Source organism: Kitasatospora sp. NPDC057904, assembly GCF_042887925.1.
Taxonomy (GTDB): domain Bacteria; phylum Actinomycetota; class Actinomycetes; order Streptomycetales; family Streptomycetaceae; genus Kitasatospora.
In genome coordinates, this window is sequence record NZ_JBHVOL010000003.1 from 42,316 (window position 1) to 63,264 (window position 20,949).

Here is a 20,949-nt window from a genome sequence, read left to right on the forward strand (position 1 = left end):
GGAGCGGCCGTCGGCGTGTCCGGCGTGTCGGGGCGGGGGTCGCCGCGGCGCGCCTAGGGTCGGCTGCTGTGCCGCATTCGTGTGATGAGCGTTCCGGGTGGGGCGTGGCGGCGTTGCCGGTCGCCGTCCTGCTGGCCGTGACGGCGCTCTGCGCGGCGGCACTGGTGCCGGTCGGGGGACGGGCCTGGTCGGCCGTGCGAGTCGCGGACCTCATCTGGGACGAGCTCGCCGACTGCGAGAGCGGCGGCGACTGGCGGGCCGACACCGGCAACGGCTACTACGGCGGCCTGCAGATCTGGGCGCCCACCTGGACGGAGGCGGGCGGCCTCCGCTTCGCCGACCGGCCGGACCACGCGACCCGCCGCGAGCAGACCACCGTGGGGGAGGAGATCCTCCGGCGGGAGGGCTGGGAGGCGTGGCCGGACTGCGCGCGGGAACTGGGGCTGGTGGGGTGAGGGCGTCCGCCTCGGTCTCCGGTCTCCGGCGGGGCTTCTGGGTGGTGAGGTTCTGGTGGGTGAGGTTTCTGCTGGGGTGGGGGCTTCCGGCCAGTGGTGCTTTCCGGTCGGGTGGGAGTTTCCGGTCAGGCAAGGGTTTCTGGTCGGGTGGGGGCTTCCGGCCGGGTGGGGGCTTCCGGCTGGTGGTGCGCGAGGATGGTGGCGTGATCCAGGGCGAGCTGTTCGGTGACCCTTCGGAGCCCTCCGCCCCGCGCGAGCGCTCCGAACCGGCGCCCGGCGCCGTCCTCCTCCCCGGCTGGCTGGACGCCGACGCCCAGCTGCGCCTCGTCGCGGCCTGCCGGGAGTGGGCCCGCGGCCCGGCCGGCCTGCACGCCGTCCGGATGCCCACGGGCGGGCTGATGTCCGTCCGGATGGTGAGCCTCGGCTGGCACTGGTACCCCTACGGCTACCGGCGGACCGCCGACGACGGCGCGCCGGTCAAGCCGTTCCCGCCGCTCCTCTCGGACCTCGCCCGGTGCGCGGTGGCGGACGCGTACGGGGAGCGGGCCGCGCGGATCGCAGGCGCCTCGTCCTACGAGCCGGACACCGCGATCGTCAACCACTACGCGCACGGCTCCAGGATGGGCCTCCACCAGGACCGCGACGAGCGGACGGACGCCCCCGTCGTATCACTCTCGCTCGGCGACACCTGCGTCTTCCGGCTCGGGAACACCGAGACCCGGACCCGGCCCTGGACCGATCTGGAGCTGCGCAGCGGCGACCTGCTCGTCTTCGGCGGGCCGGCCCGGTTCGCGTACCACGGGGTGGTGCGGACGCTCGCGGGGACGGCGGATCCGGCGCTGGGGCTGGTGGGGCGGCTCAACATCACCGTGCGGGAGTCGGGGCTGGTGTAGGGCCGATGCGGCGAGTGGGTGGCCGGCGAGTGGGTGGTCGGCAGGCCGGCAGGCCGGCGGGTTGGCGGGTCGGCAGGTCGGCGATCGGGCACTCGTTCGAGTGAATCGGGGGGTCGGGTCCGGGGAGCGGGAATTCCAGCGGTCGCCGGAGGATTCGAGTGAGCTGGAGAATTCGAGAGGAACGGGCTCCGGCAGGCGGGCGGAATACCTTCGTCCGGGCCGCGGTCCCGGAAAGCCCGGAGAGGAAGCGCAGCCATGGGTACCCCCGTCGACGACCTCGTCGATCTGCTCGACCTGGAGCAGATCGAGCTGAACATCTTCCGTGGTCGCAGTCCCGAGGAGGCGCTGCAGCGCACGTTCGGCGGCCAGGTCGCCGGACAGGCGCTGGTCGCGGCGGGGCGGACGGTCGACGACGACCGGCCGGTGCACTCGCTGCACGCCTACTTCCTGCGCCCCGGGGTCCCCGGCGTGCCGATCGTCTACCAGGTCGACCGGATCCGCGACGGCCGCTCCTTCACCACCCGGCGCGTGCTCGCCATCCAGGGCGGGCGCTCGATCTTCGCCCTCACGGCCGACTTCCACCACCCCGAGGAGGGCGGCATCGAGCACCAGGTCCCCATGCCGGGGGTCCCCGCTCCGGAGGAGCTGCCCAGCGCCCTGGAGGAGGTCGGCGCCCGGCTCGGCGAACTGCCCCCGTTCATCAGCCGCCGCCAGCCCTTCGACATCCGCTACGTCGACCGCCTGCGCTGGACGAAGGAGGAGCTGACGGACGTCGAGGCGCGCAGCGGCGTCTGGCTGCGGACGAACGGCGCCCTGCCCGACAATCCGCTGATACACGTCTGCGCCCTGACGTACGCGAGCGACATGACGCTCCTCGACGCCGTGCGCGCCCCTGTCGAGCCGCTCTGGGGCACCAGACACTTCGACATGGCCTCGCTGGACCACGCGATGTGGTTCCACCGTCCGTTCCGCGCCGATGACTGGCTGCTCTACCAGCAGGAATCCCCGATCGCCCACGGCGCGCGCGGGCTCGCCCGCGGGGAGATCTTCGACCGGAACGGGCAACTGGTCGTTTCCGTGGTGCAGGAAGGCCTGTTCCGGCGGCTGAAGGGGTGACTGGCTGGAGGGGTGACGGGGCTGAAGCGGTGACGGGCTGAAGGGGCGCGGTCCGATTGCGTCCCGTTGCCGCCGTGTTTCCGTTTCCGGTCGGGCGGCGGTGACGGGAATGGACCGGCCGCGTGGCCGGTGTTGTGCTGGGTGATCGAGAAAGGGCGGCCCGCGGAACGGCTGGTCGCCGAGACGGGCGGTCCGCCGGGCGGCGGGCCGCGGACCGGATTGGGAGGGTCTGCCGATGACGGAGACGGCCGCGGAGGACTGGAAGCACTGGAGTGACCACCGGGCGGCGTCGGTGAGCGCGCCGCACGGGCAGCTCGCACTCACTGGCACGCACTGGCTGGAGCCCGAGCCCGGCGAGCTCCCCGGCCTGCCCGGGCTCTGGTGGGCCGACGCGGAGGGCGTCCGACTGCGTGCGGTGGCGGCCGACGGCATCACGGTCGGCGGCGCCACGGTCGGCGGCGACGCCTCGCCCGTCGACGGCGAGGTCCTGCTCCGCCCCGACACCGATCCGGCCGCCGACATCGCCACCCTCGGCGACGTCCTGCTCGTCCCGATCGAGCGCGAGGGCGAGTTGGCCCTGCGGGTCTTCGACCCCGCCGCGCCCCGCCGGGCGTCCTTCGCCGGCATCTCCGCCTACCCCTACTCGCCGGAGTGGGCCGTCCCCGCCGTCTTCACCCCGTTTGACGCCGCCGACGCGCAGTCGGTCGTGGTCCCGAACGCGGACGGCAAGGAGCGCCCGCTGGCCGTCACCGGGCAGATCGCGTTCACGGTCGCCGGCGAGCACCGCACCCTGACCGTCAGCAGCGCGGGCGACCGCCTCAGCGGCGTCATCGCCGACGCGACGAGCGGCATCGACACCTACCGCTTCCGCTTCATCACCCTCCCCGCACCGGACGCCGACGGCCGCACCGTGCTCGACCTCAACCGGGCCTACCTGCCGCCGTGCGCCTTCGCGGACCACTTCATCTGCCCGTTCCCGCCGCCGGGCAACCGGCTGGACTTCGCGGTGGAGGCGGGGGAGAAGCAGGTCCTGACCCGGTAGCCGCGGGCCGACCGGGGCCTGGCGGCTCTCTCCCGGGGCGCCGGCGGTTTTCTCCCGGGCGTCGGTGGCTGCTCCCCCGGGGCAGGTGGCCGCTCGTCCGGCCCCCGGCGGCTGTTCGTCCGGGCCCCGGTGGGGAGCATGCGGACGGCGGGGCGGAACATGGACGGTTGTGCCGAACGACCATCATTCATCAACGCGTCCTTCAGAGGCCTCGCCGCCCGCCGACCCCGTTCCGTCGTCCCCCGAGGTCGCCGCCCCCTGGTACCGGCGGGCGTTCGCCGACCTCAGCCCGCTGCGCGACCACGCCGACTACCGGCGGGTCTGGGTGGGCCAGGCCGTTTCCTCCATAGGCCAGCAGATGACGGCCGTCGCCGTCTCCGTCCAGGTCTACGACCTGACCCACTCCGCCTTCGCCACCGGCGTGGTCGGCCTCTTCTCGTTCGTCCCGCTCATCGCCTTCGGCCTCTACGGCGGCGTGATCGCCGACCGCGTGGACCGCCGCAAGCTCGGCCTCATCGGCGCCGCGGGCCTGGCCCTCGTCTCCGCCGTCCTCGCCGTCCAGGCCATCGCCGGCCTCGGCCAGGTCGCCGTCCTCTACGCCGCCGTCGCCGCCCAGGCCTGCTTCTTCGCCCTCAGCTCGCCCGCACGCTCCGCGATGATCCCGCGCCTCGTCCCGTCCCACCAGCTCCCCGCGGCCAACGCCCTGAACACCGTCAGCATGAACCTCGGCATGACCGTGGGCCCCATGCTCGGCGGACTCCTCATCGGCGCCTACGGAGCCCAGTCGGCCTTCCTCGTCGACACCGTCGCCTTCACCGGCACCCTCTACGCGATGTGGCGCCTGCCCGCCATGCGGCCACTCGGCGAGGGCAAGGCCCGCGCCTCCGTCCTCGACGGCCTCCGCTTCCTGCGCGAGCAGCCCAACCTGCGCACCAGCTTCCTCGCCGACCTCGCCGCGATGATCTTCGGCCTGCCGCGCTCCCTCTTCCCCGCCATCGCCGTCACCTTCTACGGCGGCGACGCCCGCACCGTCGGCCTCCTCGTCTCCGCCCCCGCCGTCGGCGCCCTGATCGGCGCCCTCTTCTCCGGCTGGGTCGCCCGCATCCACCGCCAGGGCGTCGCCGTCCTCGCCGCCGTCGCCGCGTGGGGCCTCGCCATCGCCACCTTCGGCCTGCTCCACAACCTCTGGCTCGGCCTCCTCCTGCTCGCCCTCGCCGGCTGCGCCGACACCGTCAGCATGATCTTCCGCAGCACGATGATGCAGGTCGCGGCCCCGGACGAGATGCGCGGACGCCTTCAAGGCATCTTCATGGTCGTCGTCGTGGGCGGCCCCCGCCTCGGCGACTTCGAGTCCGGCGCCGTCGCCGCCCTCACCAGCCCCGCGACCTCCGTGATCACCGGCGGCCTCGCCTGCGTCGCCGCCGTCCTCCTCCTCGCCGCCCGCCGCCCCGCCTTCCTCACCTACGACGCCCGCCACCCGACGCCCTGATCAACCCCCTGCCCCGCCCCACCTCGAAACCCGGCAGCGAGCACCCCTCCACGTGCTGTATTGTTTTCCACGTCGCCGGGACAACCGGAGACAAGGTCGAGAAGCCGACCGGCAGAGCCCCCCAGGCCCCGCCGCCCGGCACCGAGACCACGGGACGTGGCGCAGCTTGGTAGCGCACTTGACTGGGGGTCAAGGGGTCGCAGGTTCAAATCCTGTCGTCCCGACTGTGAAGTCGGTTGTGAGAGTGGGTGCTTGGGAAGCCAAGGACCCGCTCTTGCTGGTTTTCGGGGCTCATTTTTGGTCCCGGGTGGTCCCAAAATGGTCCCCAGGTTTGGCCGCAGGTCCGTCGCCACCCGTTGCTCCAGCGGCTGGTGTGCGGATTGTTCTTCGATTTCAAGGTGAAGTGCGAGACCTCCTTGCCGTTTTGCTGGAGCGAGGTGTGGTGGCGCACTTGACCTTCGGTCAAGTGCGCCGGCCGCGGGTCAAGCGGGTCAAACTGGTTCATATCGGGGCATTTCTAAGGCCTTTCTGACGCCTACTGCTTGCCGTGGCGTGACTCGGGCAGCATCGGAGCGGCTTGTCAGCGGCCATTTCGAGGCGATGGCAATTACGGCGTGTTACCAGCGACGGGTGATCTGGCCGTTGCGTTGGAGCTTCTCGAGGTGATGAGTGAGGGCTTGGCCGGCTTCCAGGGTCCGGAGCACGTCGGGGTGGAAGTAGCGCTGGGTGGTGGTGATGAGCCGGTGGCCCGCGATTTCCTTGAGGATGTGCGGAAGGATGCCGGCGTCGGCCATCCAGGTCAGGCCGGTGTGGCGCAGGTCGTGGCGGCGCAGGTGTTCGTAGTCGAGGTCCCGGGTGACGTCGTCCCAGTGAGTGGCGTCGCGCAGGACTGCGGTGCTGATGCGACCGCCGCGCGGGCCGGTGTAGAGGCGGGCGTCTGGGTCGCCTCGCGTCGCTTGGAGCCGCCTGATGATGAGTGGGCGCAATGGTTCGATGATCGGGATGAGGCGGGCGAGCCTACCCTTGGTGTGCTTGTCGACCAGCCCGCCGGGGGCGGGGATGGTCTGTCGGCGGCAGGTCAGGAGCCACTTGTCGGTATCGACGTCGCGGGCCCGGACTCCGGAGACCTCGCCGATCCTTGTGGCCGTGCAGGCGCTGCGGACGACGACATCACCCCATCTGCGATAGCGGTTGCATGAGGCCGCGACCAGGGCACCGGCGAGTTCGGTGAGTGCGTCCCAGTCGCGCAGGGCGAGGGAGTGGGGGTCCCGCAGTTCGTCTTCGACCTGCTGGTATTCGCGCTGCCAGCCGGTGATGTGGGCGGGGCTGCGTTCGAGGATGCCGTCCGCGATGGCCTGTTCGAAGACGCGGGAGAGCGTGGCGAGGGTGTTCTTGATCGTGGAGCGGCTGCAGCCGTCGGCGATCCAGCCGAAGACTGCGGTAGTGATGAGAGCGGTGGTGATCAGGCGGAGGGGGAGCCGCCCGAGCTCGGGCTCGATCCGCAGGTGCCTGAGCTTGCTCCGCTTTGACGGACACCGTTGGTGTGGTGGTCAGGCCGCCAGGGCGGTCTCGTATTCGGCGGGACTGCGGTAGCCGAGGCTGCTGTGCAGTCTGCGTATGTTGTACCAGGCTTCGATCCACTCGAAGATCGCGGTCCGTGTTGCGGCCTTGCTGGGCCAGGGGTGGTCGCCGAGTAGTTCCCGTTTGAGGGTGGCGAAGAAGGACTCGGCGAGGGCGTTGTCCCAGCACTGGCCGGTGCGGCCGACCGACAGCTGAACGCCGAACTCGGCTGCCAGGTCAGCGAATTCACGGCTGGTGTATTGGCAGCCGCGATCGGAGTGGAAGATCACCGGACCAGTCGGGCGGCGGGTGTGGCAGGCGGCCCGTAGGGCGTCGGCGATCAGTTCGGTGCGCAGGTGGTCGGCGGTGGCCCAGCCGACGACGCGGCGGGAGGCGATGTCGATGACGGTGGCCAGGTAGAGCCAGCCCTCGTCGGTGGGGATGTAGGTGATGTCGCCGCACCAGCGCGCGTCGAGGGCTGCCGGGTGGGGCTGGAAGTCGCGTAGGACCAGGTCCGGGCGGGTGGCGGCGCGGGGGTCGGGGATAGTGATTCGCTGGCGCCGTCTTCGGTGCCGGCCTTCGAGGCCGGCCTGGCGCATCAGGCGTGCGATCCTTCGGCGGCCGCAGGTGGTGCCCTGGCGGTGCAGGGCGGCGTGGACGCGCGGGGCGCCGTAGGTGCCGCGGGAGGTCTCATGGACCTTGGTGATTTTCTCGGTGAGCTCCGCGTCGCGCACGGCGCGGGGGCCGGGGGTCTCGGTGCGGCGGGCGTAGAAGGCGGCTCGGGAGACCTGGAGCAGTTCACACGCCCGTTTGACGTTGTGGCCTGCCTGCTTCTCCGCCTCGATGAACGGGTGCACCGTCACCGGGTCTCCGTCGCGAAGAAAGCCGTGGCCCGGCGGAGGATGTCCACGTCCTCGCGCAGGCGGCGGTTCTCCCGCCGCAGCCTCGCCAGTTCCTCGCGCTCGTCGCTGGTCAGGCCGTCGCGATCACCGGCGTCGACCTCGGCCTGTCTCACCCAGTCGCGCACCGCGGTCTCGGTCAGGTCGAAGTCCTTGGCGACCTGGCCGACCGAGCGGTCACCGCGTCGGCACAGCTCGACGATCTCGGTCTTGAAGTCCGGCGTGAACGAGCGGCGAGGGCGTGGCTTCTTCTTCCCCATGCTCTCCATGATGGACGTCATCCTTACCGGGGCCGAAGCCCCTGATCAGGGGTGTCCGTCAAAGCGAATCAAGCCCATGTCGACGTCCGATTGAGGGATGCGGGTGGGATAGCTAATGCGAATATTCGTAGTTGAGGCGGTGTGGTGCGTTGCATCGGACGGCTGTGGTCTTGTGGCAGAGCTGGCGATAGGCGGCGTCGGCGGTGGTGCTGTCGAGGGACTCGGGAGTGCGGTCGAGGGGCTTGCGTTGGCTTGAATCAGGGATGGTGAGCGGACAGTGCCGACTACCCCGCCTCGCAACCGGCCTCCACCAGGAAGGGGCTCGGCTGCCCGGTCCACGAGACGTACAGGCCGTCCCGTGCCCGGGTGCAGGCGACGAACAGCAGACAGCGTTCCGCGGCGAGGTCGGCCTCGTGCTGGAGGCAGTCGACCTCCTCCGGGGTGATGGCCGAAGGGTTCGGCAATGCACGGTCGTTGACGCCGACGACGGCGGTGTAGCGGTATTCGAGCCCCTTGAACGTGTGCATGGTGCCCACATTGACCGCCTCGTCCGTGCGGGTGGCTCCCGCGCGAATCCGGCTGGCGGGGATCCCGGCCGCGATCAGGCGGTCCGTGGCCTTCTCGCAGGTCTTGTTGAACCGTGCGCAGACGCCGATCTCCCCGTACGCGGCGCCGCTGTCCAACCACTCACGCACCTGCTCGACCAGGGCATCGAGTTCGGCCTCCGCCGTCTTCGCCGAGCGGACGCGCGGTCCGGAGCCGTGCAGGGCAGAGCTGTACCCGATCAGGGTGTCGTGCCGTCCGCTGTCGGCCAGTTCGGCGTAGGGGCGGCCGAGCAGAAGTCCCGTCGTCCAGCTCAGGATCTCCTGGGTGGAGCGGTAGTTCTTGCGCAGCTTGGTCGAACGGCCGACGACGTTGATGCCGAGGGATCTCAGTGACACCCGATTGTCGTAGATCCGCTGGTGAGGGTCGCCCGCGATGAACAGGTCATCGGGGCGCCGCGGGACGGCCGCGCGGAGCATCCGCCACTGGGCCGGATGGAGGTCCTGGGCCTCGTCGATGACGACGTGCCGGTAGCACGGCCCTTGCGCGGCCAACAGGTCGGTGGCCTCCACGCAGGTGCCCAGGTACGTGCGCAGCCCGTCCTCGGTCAGGCGTCGGGTGAACTCCTCCACGGTCCGCCACACCAGCGGCCGGGCGGAGGACGGCAGCGCGCTGCCGCGGCCCCGGCGTTCGCAGCGTTCGTACTCCTCCAGGCTGCGGATGTCCTGGGCGAGGACGACGTGCTTGTACTCCTGGGCCAGGAACTGCGGGGTACCGGTGAAGCCGGTGGCTTCCGCGGCCCGTTCCCACCGGGCCGTCTCCTGGAACCCGGTGAGCGGCCGACGCGAGGTGTTGACCAGGCGCCCGGCGAAGGCGTCGACGGTCACGATGTCCACCCGGTCGCGCAGGTCGGGGTCGTCGACCAGCAGGAATAGCCCTTCGTTAAGGGAGCCAACGAGGGCGTTGGTGAAGGTGGTGAGCAGGATGCGGTTGCCGTCGCGCAGGTGCCGAAGCAGATGCCGCACCCGGTGAAGGGCGACGACGGACTTCCCGGTGCCGGGCCCGCCGGTCACCTGCGCGGGGCCGGAGTACGACGGACGGTAGGCGATCTTGTGCTGGGCGGGGTGCAGGAAGATCCGCCAGGCGGCGAACGGCTTGTCGAGGATGTCGCGCAGTTCGTCGGCGTCCGTGACGACGGCGATCCGGGTGCGGGTGTGCGCGATGGCGGTCGCATAGTCGGTGGTGTCGACGGGCTCTTGCGACGCAGCGTCGGCCAGCGCCGGCACGACGACTTCCTGCCACGTCTGCTCGACACTCGCCCCGAGGGCGAGGTGTTCCAGCACCTTGTACTGGTCCGGCGGGAAGAACCGCCCGAAGACGTCGAGCTGTTCCAGGCTGGTCAGCACGCGCGCCTGGGTGAGAGTGGTCGCGTCGATACCGAGAGCGGCCATCTCCCCGTCGGAGACCTTGGCGAAGAGCCGCTGCTCCTCTGCGGGTGCGATGCGCTGGTAGGTGGGGGTCAGCTCCTCCAGGGTGGCGATCTCACGGAGCTCCACGGCGCCGGTGATGGCGTTGATGGTCGCCTTCTGCTTCACCGCCCACTCGGTGGCGTCGTCGTGCGGGCCGACCCGGAGCAACACGAAGGTGTCCCCGGTCTCGGGCGCGAGGACCACGCCGCGGTATCCCTGGGTGATCCGGATGGTCCGGATCTGCCGGTCCCTGGCGCCCTTCAGGGATTCCAGCTTCAGGCCCGGATCCTTGAAGAGTTGGTCGAGGGTGAGTCGCTCGAACTTCTCCCAGGCGTCGAACACGCCGTTCCTGACGTGCTTCTCGAGCTTCTCCAATTGCTGACAGAAGGCTCTGTCGAGGGCGAGGTGCGGCATGGCGGGATTCTAGGCGGCCGCGGCATGGCAGCACGCTTCGAACGGCCGTTTACCTGCTTCCGGTCGTCCGCTGCCGGTCACTCGCCGTCCAGTTCGCGGTGGAGCATGGCCAGGACCTCCGCGGCCTCGGCGGCCACGTCGTGGTGCGGGCCGTGGACGAGCGCGACGTCCTCGTACAGGGCCGCCAGACATGCCCGGGCCTCCTCCGGGTTGCCCTGGCTGAGCAGCAGCATGCCGATGTCGCGGCGCAGTTCCACAGCCGCGTCGCTGACGTCGCTCTCGACGGCCCGTTCCATGTCGAGGACCCCCTGCAGCTCTGCCAGCGCCTCGGTCACCTGGCCGAGTTCGCCGCGGCAGCGGGCTGCCTGGGCGCGGCAGTCCCGGGCGGCCTCGTCGGTCGGTCCGTTGATGCGGCTGTAAGCCTCGGCCAGCGCCTCAAACTCGGGCAGGGCCGCCCGGTGGTCGCCCGCCAGCTGCCGACTGACCGCTCGATGGCGCCGCATCCGGAGAACGGCCTTGTTCTCGGCGCCCAGGGCTCGCGCCAGCGGCTCGATCATCTCGCCCGCGATCTCGGCGGCCTGCGTGTAGCGCTCTTCCTCCATGAGGGCGATGTAGTGCTCGTCGACCTCCCGCACTTGGGCCCGCAGCTGCTCCCGCTCGGACGGCGAGACCACGTGCTTGGCGGCCCGGCCCGTGGTATCCGGGGTGACGCGGAGACGGCTCTCGGCCCGGGCGCGGGGTGCGTAGGGGCGGCGGTAGAGCCCGGTCGGGTCCGGCACTCCGGTCGGCCCGGCCTCCCTGAGGGCGGAGGGCTCCCCAGGTGCGGGCAGGAACGGCATCAGCCGCTCGTAAACCTCCTGCACGTCCGCCGGCCGGCTCTCCGGCGTCTTGCGGAGCAGATGCAGGACCAGTGCTTCCAACTCCTCCGGTACGTCGGCGCGCAGGCCTCGCAGTGGGGTGGGCGCGGTTCGGACGTGCTGGTCCATCAGCTCGAACTCGCTGCGTGCGTTGAACAGCGGCTTTCCGCAGAAGAGTTCGTGGAGGACGCAGCCGAGGGCGTAGAGGTCGGTGCGCGGGGTGACCCGGGTGCCGCGCACCTGCTCGGGTGACATGTACCGGTGGGTGCCGATCGGCCGACCGGTGGCCGTCAGCCTGGTGACGTCGGTCTGCAGGATCGCCGCGACGCCGAAGTCGAGGACCTTCACCGTGCCGTCCCGCGCGACCAGGATGTTGGACGGCTTGAGGTCGCGGTGCACCACGGGCACGTCGTGTGCGTACGACAGCACGGTGGCGACCTGCGCGGCGACGGCCACCGCCCAGCTGACGGGGAGGGGCCGATCCGCGTGCACGTACCGGGTGAGGGGGACGCCCTCCACCAGCTCCATAACGAGGAACAGGTGTTCGTAGGTGCTGTTGAGGACGGCGTCGTACACCTGCGGCACACCCGGGTGCTGGATGCGGGCGGTGATCCGTGCCTCGCGGCGGAAGCGCTTTTCGAGTTCCTCGGACAGTCCGGGGGTGGCGGCGATGGCCTGCGGTCGGATCCGTTTCACGGCGACCGGCCGGTCCAGCACCGCGTCGTAGCCCCGCCACACGTCGCCCATGCCGCCGTTGTCGAGCTGTTCCAGCAGCTCGTAGCGGCCCGCGATCGGTTTGTTCGGCATCTGTCCCCGCCCCGCGTCCTGCACTTGCGCTCGCTCTTCTCCCTGAGCCCTGTTCGTCGCAGTCAGTCTCTCCGGGAAGGGATCGCGGCGTCTAGCCGAGGGCCAAGAAGGCCGCAGGCGGCGCGTATTGCGCCACACCGAGTATTCGGCCGGTTTCACGCGAGTTCACCCTTGTCGGTGTCACCAAGCGAACTGCCATGCCGCAGCTCGCGCCACGGCACGTGCGTGCTCACTCCTGTTCGGTCTCCTCATCGTGCAGTGCTCGTGCAAGATCAGAAAGAGTGTCAGTACCGTCGAGCGTCCACCGTGCTGGTCCTTGCACGGCCACGGGCGCCTCCTGCCAGCCGGCGAGTTCGTACAGGTTGAGGACCAGGCGGGTCGGCGAATACGCCTTCCCGTCGACCGCCCATACGAGGCACCGTGTCCGGTCGTTCACCCAGGTTGCTTCACCGCGTCGCGGGTCCTCCGCGAGCCAAGGGGTAAGTGCCTCGATCTCGGGCTTGTTCCACAAACGTAGCCGGACAGGCGTGCCGTTCTTGATTCTTCCGTTGTCCACGAGGGTCGGCACGGCGTTGGGTCGACGTGGCCTGCGCTTGCTCTCCTTGGTGGCCTTGTAGATCGCCGGCAGGTCGGGGATGACTCCCTCACGTTCGGCGTCGCGCAGCACCAGCTCCGCAAGCCGCTTGCAGCGTCCGGCGTCAGTCAGTGTCCCACTCAGGAAGGAGGTGGGTCCGTACTCGGCGTCGATGTGGTGGATCAACCAGGACAGGACCCGACTGGTGAGTGCAGACACCCCCTGCAGTGCCGCGTTCCAGTCGAATTCCGGATCGTCGATGCGATCCTGATCGAGAAGCTGAAAGACCAGATGGGTGATGAGTAGGTCGCCCCGCTGACTCACGTCGGCGGCGCGCTTCTGGAACCGCTTGCGTTCTTCGTTGAGAGCAGTACCCACGGCGCGGTGCACCAGTACCGAGCGCCAGATCTGGAAGGCGCTGGGGCGCTCTCCGAAGAGGCGGGGATAGGCGCCTCTGCTGCCGCGTTCCCAGAGGAGGTCCGTGTCCCGCTTTGCACGTACGGCGAGCTCGGTGTTGCGATGCGCACAAGCCAGGGCAATGGCGGCGTGCACGACCGAACAGCCCTCGTCCGGTGCTGGGTCGGGCTCACCACGCTTGAACACGTAGGATTTCTGAAGCGACAGCATGAAGTCTTCGCGGATCATCGCCTGTACCTCGTCCAAGGCGATGAAGTCGCGCTGCTCTACGTGGTTCTGAGTATTGGTCGTCTCGGTGATGCGCCGCGCGAGGTCCGGCACGTTCTTGTCGACAACGATCACCTTGACCGTGACCTCGGCGTCCTCCACCGCTTGGTGGGACGCCTCCATCGCGCGATGTGCCGCCGCGACGGTTTGTGCGCCGTTCACGACGCTGACTCCCGAGGCATGCAAGTGTACGGGCTCGTCCGGCCGGCGGCGTCCTGGCCACTCCTCTTCGAGTTGATCGCACAGTACCGTCACCCCGTTGTTGAAGAGCCAGAAGTTCTCCGGCTCATTCATCAGAGTGCTCAGCATTCCGGAATTGACTCGCGTAGTACCGAGGGACTGGCGCAAGTTCTGCTCGTACAATCGGCTTTCATGTGCCTGGTACCACTCGGCCACATTGCTGGCCGGAACCGTGCCCTGGTAAGCGGTGAGTGGAGTGTTCCGCCGGAGCCAGTTCGTCATCCGAACGGTCACCCGTACAGGCTTGGGCGCGAGATCGTCACGGATCTGTCGGAGGAGGTCCGCGGCGTGGACTACGCGGTGCTCAAGAACCGGCCCGAGGCCGTTGAACTCGTTCCGAGCGTCCTCGAGAACGTTGGCGGCTTCCTTGCTGAGGGTCCCGACACCCATGACAGCGATCACCAGAGTCACCTTTAGCCGGGCGTCGTGCATCGCTGCGTTGACACGAGCGGCGATTGGCTCCAGGCGGTCGTTGAAGCGGTCGAAACTTCGCTGCTCGATGAGGCGGAGACCAGCGATGAGTTTGTGGGCCGCATTGGTGTCGAGCTTGCCCTTACCCTCGTCGCTCCACTTGGCTTGAACCAGCCAGACCTCCTGTGTGCCCTCGGTGACTGCTACGCCGTCGATGCCTTGATCATCTTCGCCATCGATGACGGAGGCGCCAGCGGCCTCGTGATCGCAGCCGGTCACTTCGCGTACAGCAGCCGCCGTCAACGCACGGGAGAGGAAGCGCTGTTCGTAACCCTGCTGGTCGTACCCTTTCAGGTCCTCGTCGTAGATGAGTCCCTTGTACTGCTGCAGAAGCGCAGTGCGGATCTGGTGGATATGGACAGGGGCGGTTGCGGCCCTGCGTTCTGCTTCGTCCAACTCTTCCCCCAGCGCTATGACCTGCGTCTCCTGACGCAGTTTAGATCCTTCATGACGGTCCGTAGGCGAAGTCGGTGGATGTTCGGAGCGCGGCGGGTTGGCGTGGGCAGCTTCAAGATCCGGGCGTCGCCTCCGGGGCCGCGCAGGGTCCCACTGCTTCGGGCGTTGAAGTGCTCTCGATGGGGCGGTGATCCACCGATCGTCTGATGGGCATGGCCTGTGGACCCGGGCATGCCCATCAGGCGAGGTTGCGGTCCGACACCGATGGTGCCGGACCGCAACCCGTCAGAAGTCGTCCAGCCCCTCTTCCCGGCGGATCATCCGCCAGGCGGCGCGGCGGGCGCTGCGGTCGAGGTTGGATTTGAAGTCCCGGTCCGTCCCGAAGTACCGCTTGCCGAGCGTGTCGATCGTGGAGACGTGGTCCATCATGTTCTCCTCGAACTTCTTGTCGAAGACGACACCGAAGTTCTCCTCGTCGTTGACGAGGGCGGCGGCCCGGACCTTCGGGTCCTTCTTCGTCGCGTTGAAGGCCGGGAGGACGTCCTCCTCGGTGAACTCCGTGCCGAACTTCGCGTTGAACTTCTCGATCAGCTCGGACAGCAGGGACCTCTCGGCGTCCTTCCCGCCGCCGACCCCGTCGCCGAAACCCTTGAGCTCAGCGGGACCTTCGGGGAGCAGGGACTTGTCGTGCTCGCCGGTCTTCTCCACGCGCAGGTGACTGAGGTCGACCTCGCCTATGTCTACGCCGCCGTCCGCGAGGCGGGGCAGCCGGTTGAGCAGGTAACGCCCGTACAGGTACAGCCGCTCCAGGTCGGCGTCCTGATAGGGAACGATCTGCGCGAGGAACCCGTACTTGCGGACGTAGTCGTTGAGGTTGGCCCGGAACTCCTCGGCAGCCTCGACGTCGTCCTCCTCCCCGCTCTCCAGCAGAGTGCTGAAGCGGATGACGGCGGGGGACAGCAGCCGATACAGCTCGGCGTGCAGCCTCTCCCACTTGGTCTGGGACCCGTCGGCCTTCTCCTGCGCCTCGAAGTACGCGGCGACGAACTCGTCCATGTCCTTGTCCGAGATGATCGGCGCGGACATGACGCGGCCCTGGGCCGTGTACAGGAGGTTCGGGTTGGAGGGCAGGGTATGCGCCTCCTCGAAGTAGGGACGGAACGCGTCCTGGATGTCCTCGGCCTCGTTGACGAAGTCCAGGATGGCCAGGTCGGCCTGCGACTTGAGGTCGGCGGTGCGGTTGAGGCGCGAGAGCGTCTGCACAGCGGCGATGCCGGTCAGCGTCTTGTTGACGTACATGGTGGTGAGGAGTGGCTGGTCGAAGCCGGTCTGGTACTTCTCGGCGACGACGAGGATCCGGTATTCCTGCTGCCCCTTGCCGCCGGCTTTGGCTGCCTTGTCGTCGGCGCGGGTGTATGCGAATGCCTTGGGCAGAGCGCTCTCCGACAGGCCACCGTTCTCCTTGCTCTCGGTGGTCTCCTCACCGTCGATGGTGAGGGAACCGGAGAAGGCGACCAGGACCCCGAGGTCCGGGTACCTGGTGTCGTACTCGCGGTCGGCGATGTAGCTGCGGATGGCGCGGGCCATCTGTACGGCGGAGTGGCGGGACGCCGTGACCACCATGGCCTTGGCGCGTCCGCCGAGCCGACCGCGGGTGTGGGCGACGAAGTGCTCGACGATCACCTGGGCGTGCTGGGACACCGTGTGTTCGTGCATGAGCGCGAAACGAGCCAGCAGACTGTTCGCCTTGGAGGGGTCAACCTCCTTCTCGTCCCGGTTGAGGTTCGCGAGCTTCCAGTAGGTGTTGTAGGTGACGTAGTTGCGCAGGGGGTCGAGGATGAAGCCCTCCTCGATGGCCTGGCGCATGGAGTAGGTATGGAAGGGGCGGTAGACGTCCTTGCCGTCCTCCACGCCTTCCGTGCCGAAGAGTTCGAGCGTCTTGGCCTTGGGGGTGGCCGTGAAGGCGAAGTAGGAGAGGTTGGCGGCCTGGGAGCGCTCGACCGCCTTCGCCTTCAGTTTCTCCTCCACGGTGACCCTGGTCGTGCCCTGGTCGTCCGAGTCGGCGTCCAGGCCGAGGTCGCGCAGGGCGGACTTCACGGCGGTGGCGGCGTCGCCGGACTGGGAGGAGTGCGCCTCGTCCACGATGATCGCGAAGCGGGTGCCCTTGATCTCGGTGGGGTTGCGCTTGATGTAGTCCAGCAGCGCCGGGAACGAGTGCAGGGTGACCGTGACGATCTTGCCAGTGTCCCGGGAGAGGGCGCGGGCCAACTGCTCGCTCTTCGCCCCGTGCTTCTCGTCGACCTTTACGACCAGGCCGTCGGTCTGTGAGAAGCTGCCGACCGTCTCCCGGAGCTGAGCGTCCAGGTTGCGGCGGTCGGTGATGACGATGACCTTGTCGAAGACGGGCTCGCCGGGCTTGATACGGCCGACAGCGACGGCCTCGGGGTCGAGGATCTCCGGGTCGGTGTCGGCGTGCAGGTCGCTCAGGCGGTGGGAGAGCCAGCCGATGGTGTTCGACTTGCCGGAGCCCGCCGAGGCCATGATCAGGTAGTTCTGGCCGGCGCCGTGGGTGGCCGCATGCGCGGTGAGCTTGCGGACCACGTCCCACTGGTGGAAGCGAGGAAAGACGGTCGACTTGGTGGTGCCGCCGCCGGGCGTCTTGTGCTTCTGCTGGTGCACGAAACGCTGGAGCAGGTCGAGCCAGTTGTCGCGCTGCCAGACCTCCTCCCAGAGGTAGGAGGTGGCGTACTTGCCGTGGGCGGTGGGCGCCGGGTTGCCCGCCCCGCCGGGCTGGCCGGGGCCGTTCGAGCCGGTGTTGAACGGCAGGAACCGGGTGCTCTTGCTGCGCAGTTGGGTCGCGACGAAGACCAGGTCCGGGTCGACCGCGAAGTTGGCGATGACGCGGCGCGTGAAGATCAGCTCGGTCGGGTCGCGGTCGTCCCGGTACTGCTCCTTGGCCTGCTCGACGCCCTGACCGGTGAGCGGGTTCTTCAACTCGGCGGTCGCGACGGGGATGCCGTTGAGAAACAGCGTCAGGTCGAGGCGGTGGCCCCAGTCGGCCTGCTTGGTGGCGTAGGGGAGTTCCCGGACAACGGTGAGGCGGTTGGCCTGGTAGCCGTCGAGGACGGAGTCGGCGGAGATGAGGTTGGGCCTGAAGTAGGCGACGCGGAGACGGACCCCGCGGTCCTTCACGCCGTTGCGGAGCACGTGGAGAAGGCCGTCGTCGGAGATCGCCCGGTCGAGGCGCTGCGCGAAACCGCGCTGTGCCTCGTCGGGGTTGCCGCCGTAGACGGTGAGGAGCTCGTTCCACTCGTCGAGCTGAGTCGCGCCGATGAAGGTGAAAAGCTCGTTGGTGTCCAGGCCGAGGTCGGGCCGGTAGTCCTCGGGGTTCGCCTCGCGCCAGCCCCGCTCGCAGAGGGCAGCGACGATGGCGGAGCCGAAGGACGACTCATCGTGCACGGGGCTCATGCGGAGACTCCTCCGGTGACGTTGTGGCCGATGGCGGTGGATACGTCGAACTGGCCGGTCACGGCGGCGGTGATGAGGGCCTGGCGGCGTTCCTTGAGGAGCTCCAGCTGGCGTCGTACCCGGTCGGTCAACGCGTCGAGTCGTGTGTTCTGCCGGCGGATTTCCTTGACGATCCGTTCCTGCTCCTCGACGGGCGGCAACGGAATGCGCAGCATCTGGAGGTCGGGAACATAGATCGTCTTGTGGGTGGATCCCATGGCCAAGCGCCCCAGAAGATCAGGCCGCATGGCCCGAAGGCACCACAAGAGAAAGTGCGGGACCAGGCGGTGTCCACAGGTCCACGTCACGAAGTCCTGGCTCGTCGCCATGTCGAGCCCCATGACCCCCGAATAGCCGGCCGAGGCCGTACGGCACAGGAACACGGTTCCCTGCGGGTGCAGCTCGGCCGCCGAATTGGCGAGTCCGATTTCACTGATCTTCTCCCGGGTCTCATAGAGATCCTCGATGCGATCGTCCCGTACCTGCTTGACCTCGCCTGTTGTGATCCACGGAATAGTGCAGTCGGTCCACCATTCCGGATGGGAGCGGCTGGGGGTGTGGCCACTGCCCATACGAGCCAGCAGCCCTAGACGCACCTCCTGCCAGGCCACAGGGACGGTGTCGAGCCAGGCCAGCGTCGACGTCCGACAACGCTCGTGCGAACTGCCGGACACGGCCGCCACCACACCTGCCGAACGGCGCTCCGCGAGAAGATCCAGTTCGCGCTGGAGGACGCGTTCCAGGGCGTCGATGCGACTGGTCTCGGCATCGAGGTAATCGGCGATGCGGATCTGTGCTTCCCTGGGCGGAACCGGGATCGGAACTCCGGTGAGATCCTCCTTCGTGACGTGCACCATGCCGATCATGCCGCTGGCCAGGTGCCGCTCGATCCAGTGCGTGGCCGCTTTGAGGACCCAGTAGAGCCATCGAGGGTCGCAGCCGTGGACTCCCACCTTGAAGATGTGCTGGTTCAGATAGTGCTTGCCGGGTTCCGTCCACAGGTACGGGCCGAAAGAGGTCCCAGGGTTCCCCGACCAGGAGAACAGCAAGTCTCCTGCCTCCACGCGGTACTTGTCGGGGAGGGACAGGCTGGAGCAATTGAAGTTGGGCGAACCGTTCAGGTTCTCGATCCGGATGATGGGGGTGCCCTCGTCGGACCGGTCCGCGGAGTTGAACACGTAGCCATTCGTGAGTGTGGCCAGGTACCTGAGGGGGACGATGGCCCAGGTGTCAGGCATGGCACCACCACCGTACGGAAGCCGAGCATGCCTCATTCGGTAACCTCCCCCAGCAGCTCCTGGATCTCGGACTCCAGCGACTTCAGATCAGCGTCGATCTCGGCCAACGACCGCGGCGGATCGTATACGTGGAAGTGTCGCGTGAACGGGATCTCGTACCCGATCTTCGTCTTGTCGTGGTCGATCCACGCATCCGGTACGTGCGGGTGGACCTCTCGTGCCAGGTACTCCTCGACGTCCTCGCCCAGCGGGACGTTCTCGTAGTCGCGGAGCTCCGCGTCCGGCTCGGGCTGGCCCTTAATGAGCTGGACCTCGCCCTCCGGGGCCCGGACGCCGATTACCTCGCGTAGTGCCTTGTTGAACGGTGCGCCCGTGGGCCAGGTTCCGCCGGCCTGGACCACTGCGTCCTTCAGGGTCAGCCAGGCGTCCTGCTTCGTTGCCCAGCTCGTGCCCAGTAGGGACTTGAACGCGTCCGCCAGGGCCGGGGCCTGCGGGAGCTTTTGAATGACCTTGGACGCCTCCAGCTCCGTCAGCGTCTCCTCCGTCACCTCGAACCGCAGCTTCAGCGGGCGTTCCACCGTGATCCGCTGGTAGCCGAAGCCCTCGTTGCGGAAGACTTTCACCTTGCCGTGCAGCGGGTGGTCCGAGTCCGCCGCCACGTCGAGGGCCTCGCCGTACAGCTTGACCACCGTGGCGATGTGGTCGGCGCTGAGCTGCTTGCGCTTGTCGCCCAGTGACTTGCGCATCTTCTGCCACTGGTCGCGGGCGTCCAGGAGGACGACCTTGCCCTTGTGGTCGGGGCTCTTGCGGTTGGTCAGGATCCAGAAGTACGTAGAGATGCCGGTGTTGTAGAAGAGCTGGTCAGGCAGGGAGACGATGCCCTCAAGCCAGTCGTTCTCCAGGATCCAGCGGCGGATCTCCGACTCACCCGAGCCGGCCGCGCCGGTGAACAGCGGCGAGCCGTTGAAGACGATCGAGAGACGTGAGCCGCCCCCGCCGTTGACATCCACCGGCTTCATCTTCGAGATCATGTGCTGGAGGAACAGCAGCGACCCGTCGTTGATGCGGGGCAGGCCCGCGCCGAAGCGGCCTGCCTCTCCCAGCGACTTGTGCTCGGCCTCGACCTCGTCCTTGACCTTCTTCCACTCCACGCCGAACGGTGGGTTGGCCAGCATGTAGTCGAAGGTCTTGCGGGCGTGGCCGTCGTCGGAGAAAGAGTTGCCGAAGGCGATGTTCTCCGGGTCCTGGCCCTTGATCATGAGGTCGGACCGGCAGATCGCCCACGACTCGGGGTTGAGCTCCTGGCCGTACACCTCCACCGTGGCGTCCGGGTTCAGCTCCGTGATCAGGTCTTCCATCGCGGAGAGCATGCCGCCCGTGCCACACGCGGGGTCGAGGACCGTGCGCACCGCGCCCGGAAGCTGGAGCGCGTCGCCGTCCGGAGCGACCAGCAGCCGCACCATGAGCTGGATGACCTCACGCGGCGTGAAGTGCTCACCGGCCGTCTCGTTGGACTGTTCGGAGAAGCGGCGGATCAGCTCCTCGAAGATGTAGCCCATGTTGTGGTTGGGCACGATCTCGGGCCGCAGGTCCAGGTCGGTGAACTTGCCGATGACCTGGTAGAGCAGACCTGCACTGTCCAGTCGCTTGATCTGCTGGGCGAACTCGAAGCGATCTAGCACGCCTCGGGCGTTGTCGGAGAACGCCCCGACGTACACCGCGAGGTTCTTGGCTGCGTTCTGCGGGTCCGCCGCGATCTTCTTCAGGGTCAGGCTGGACCTGTTGTAGAAGGTGTGGCCCGAGGCCCGGCTCAGGAAGCGGTCCGGGTCGATGTCGCTGTCCTTGTACTGCTCCGCGAGCTCCGCGACCTTCTCGCGGGTCGGTTCCAGCACGCACTCCAGTCGCCGCAGCACCGTGAACGGCAGGATGACCTTGCCGTAGTCGGACTGTTTGTAGTCCCCCCGCAGGAGGTCGGCGACGGACCATGCATGGTTCGCCAACTCCGTGTGCTTGCTGCTGTTCAAGACTTCTTCCG

Annotated in this window: 15 protein-coding genes and 1 tRNA gene; 7 read left to right on the forward strand and 9 right to left on the reverse strand. The window is 68.4% G+C overall.

The annotated features are described in order from the left end of the window. Nucleotides 1-104: 104 nt before the first annotated feature. The 6 genes from ACFVSN_RS09085 (at nucleotide 105) to ACFVSN_RS09110 (ending at nucleotide 5,219) form a co-directional block, all read left to right on the forward strand. Nucleotides 105-455, forward strand: coding sequence for a transglycosylase family protein (locus tag ACFVSN_RS09085; protein WP_387954236.1), 351 nt, complete (start codon nucleotides 105-107; stop codon nucleotides 453-455). 206 nt (nucleotides 456-661) lie between these two features. Beyond that, nucleotides 662-1,348: an alpha-ketoglutarate-dependent dioxygenase AlkB family protein gene (locus ACFVSN_RS09090; RefSeq protein ID WP_387954675.1), complete on the forward strand. Its 687-nt coding sequence runs from the start codon at nucleotides 662-664 to the stop codon at nucleotides 1,346-1,348. A gap of 255 nt (nucleotides 1,349-1,603) precedes the next feature. After that, entirely contained in the window at nucleotides 1,604-2,464 is an 861-nt protein-coding gene (locus ACFVSN_RS09095; protein WP_380445366.1) for an acyl-CoA thioesterase, read from the forward strand. Nucleotides 2,465-2,699: 235 nt separating this feature from the next. Next, the gene (locus ACFVSN_RS09100; RefSeq protein ID WP_380445365.1) at nucleotides 2,700-3,506 is read left to right on the forward strand and encodes a DUF1684 domain-containing protein; all 807 of its coding nucleotides are present in this window, start codon (nucleotides 2,700-2,702) and stop codon (nucleotides 3,504-3,506) included. A gap of 169 nt (nucleotides 3,507-3,675) precedes the next feature. Further along, a complete protein-coding gene (locus ACFVSN_RS09105) occupies nucleotides 3,676-4,995 on the forward strand; it encodes an MFS transporter (RefSeq protein ID WP_380500401.1) in 1,320 nt (439 codons plus the stop codon). Between the two features lie 150 nt (nucleotides 4,996-5,145). Further along, nucleotides 5,146-5,219: transfer RNA gene (locus ACFVSN_RS09110), tRNA-Pro, on the forward strand. 393 nt (nucleotides 5,220-5,612) lie between these two features. On the opposite strand, the gene ACFVSN_RS09115 is transcribed toward ACFVSN_RS09110, so the two are convergent. After that, complete coding sequence (locus ACFVSN_RS09115) at nucleotides 5,613-6,347, reverse strand: tyrosine-type recombinase/integrase (protein ID WP_387954677.1); 735 nt, start codon at nucleotides 6,345-6,347, stop codon at nucleotides 5,613-5,615. Between ACFVSN_RS09115 and ACFVSN_RS09120 the strand changes: the two genes are divergently transcribed. Continuing rightward, a complete protein-coding gene (locus ACFVSN_RS09120) occupies nucleotides 6,255-6,524 on the forward strand; it encodes a hypothetical protein (RefSeq protein ID WP_387954238.1) in 270 nt (89 codons plus the stop codon). The two genes, ACFVSN_RS09115 and ACFVSN_RS09120, sit on opposite strands and share 93 nt — an antisense overlap. A gap of 21 nt (nucleotides 6,525-6,545) precedes the next feature. Here ACFVSN_RS09120 and ACFVSN_RS09125 read toward each other — a convergent pair whose 3' ends face one another. The 8 genes from ACFVSN_RS09125 to ACFVSN_RS09160 all read right to left on the reverse strand — a co-directional run bounded on the left by ACFVSN_RS09125 (nucleotide 6,546) and on the right by ACFVSN_RS09160 (nucleotide 20,938). After that, complete coding sequence (locus ACFVSN_RS09125; RefSeq protein WP_387954240.1) at nucleotides 6,546-7,418, reverse strand: IS3 family transposase; 873 nt, start codon at nucleotides 7,416-7,418, stop codon at nucleotides 6,546-6,548. Continuing rightward, nucleotides 7,415-7,723 carry a transposase gene (locus ACFVSN_RS09130; RefSeq protein WP_387954242.1) on the reverse strand — a complete coding sequence of 103 codons (309 nt, stop codon included), beginning with the start codon at nucleotides 7,721-7,723 and terminating at the stop codon, nucleotides 7,415-7,417. Before ACFVSN_RS09130 ends, ACFVSN_RS09125 begins: the two co-directional genes overlap by 4 nt. 275 nt (nucleotides 7,724-7,998) lie before the next feature. Continuing rightward, nucleotides 7,999-10,140 carry a UvrD-helicase domain-containing protein gene (locus tag ACFVSN_RS09135; protein ID WP_387954243.1) on the reverse strand — a complete coding sequence of 714 codons (2,142 nt, stop codon included), beginning with the start codon at nucleotides 10,138-10,140 and terminating at the stop codon, nucleotides 7,999-8,001. A 77-nt stretch (nucleotides 10,141-10,217) separates the two neighbouring features. Then, nucleotides 10,218-11,804 carry a protein kinase gene (locus ACFVSN_RS09140; RefSeq protein ID WP_387603868.1) on the reverse strand — a complete coding sequence of 529 codons (1,587 nt, stop codon included), beginning with the start codon at nucleotides 11,802-11,804 and terminating at the stop codon, nucleotides 10,218-10,220. 229 nt (nucleotides 11,805-12,033) lie between these two features. Then, nucleotides 12,034-14,169: an AIPR family protein gene (locus ACFVSN_RS09145; protein WP_387595640.1), complete on the reverse strand. Its 2,136-nt coding sequence runs from the start codon at nucleotides 14,167-14,169 to the stop codon at nucleotides 12,034-12,036. 285 nt (nucleotides 14,170-14,454) lie between these two features. Then, entirely contained in the window at nucleotides 14,455-17,637 is a 3,183-nt protein-coding gene (locus tag ACFVSN_RS09150) for a type I restriction endonuclease subunit R (protein ID WP_387954244.1), read from the reverse strand. Beyond that, nucleotides 17,634-18,914 (reverse strand): restriction endonuclease subunit S, encoded by a 1,281-nt coding sequence (locus ACFVSN_RS09155; RefSeq protein WP_387595646.1) that lies wholly within the window; start codon nucleotides 18,912-18,914, stop codon nucleotides 17,634-17,636. The genes ACFVSN_RS09150 and ACFVSN_RS09155 overlap by 4 nt, the downstream gene beginning before the upstream one ends. Before the next feature lie 32 nt (nucleotides 18,915-18,946). Next, nucleotides 18,947-20,938 carry an N-6 DNA methylase gene (locus ACFVSN_RS09160; protein WP_387595649.1) on the reverse strand — a complete coding sequence of 664 codons (1,992 nt, stop codon included), beginning with the start codon at nucleotides 20,936-20,938 and terminating at the stop codon, nucleotides 18,947-18,949. Nucleotides 20,939-20,949 lie beyond the last annotated feature (11 nt).